Origin of the sequence: Bradyrhizobium sp. NBAIM08 (genome assembly GCF_020193935.1) — a bacterium.
Lineage (GTDB): Bacteria > Pseudomonadota > Alphaproteobacteria > Rhizobiales > Xanthobacteraceae > Bradyrhizobium > Bradyrhizobium yuanmingense.
Window position 1 is genome coordinate 1 of the sequence record NZ_JADYVR010000205.1, and the last position, 465, is coordinate 465.

Here is a 465-nt window from a genome sequence, read left to right on the forward strand (position 1 = left end):
ATCTTCGAGGAGGCCGGTCTCGACCCGGACAACCCGCCGCTCGCCACCTACGACGAGTTCCTGGCCACTGCGCAGACCCTGGTGGATTCCGGTGGTGTGCAGGCCGCCATCTGGCCGTCGCCGGCAGGCGAGTTCTTCCAGCCGTGGTTCGACTTCTACCCGCTGTACATCGCCCAGAGCGGTCTGCCGCTCGTCGCCGACGGACAGGCCACGTTCGCGTCCGAAGACGGCTTCGCCGTGGCCGCGTTCTGGCGCAGCCTGTACGACGCCGAGCTGGTACCCCGCGAGGCGTACACCGCCGACGCGTTCGCCGACGGGGTGTCGGCGATGTCCATCGTCGGGCCGTGGGCCATCGCCGTCTACGGCGAAGACGTCGACTGGGGTGTCGTGCCGGTGCCGACCGCCGAAGCCACTCCGGCCGAGGAGATCCAGACGTTCAGCGACGAGAAGTCGATCGGCATGTAC

At 68.6% G+C, this 465-nt stretch carries 1 protein-coding gene; it reads left to right on the forward strand.

Going from position 1 to position 465, the window contains the following annotated elements:
- Positions 1-465 (forward strand): extracellular solute-binding protein (locus I6F37_RS39130; protein WP_225154246.1); only part of this gene is annotated, 465 nt, incomplete at both ends.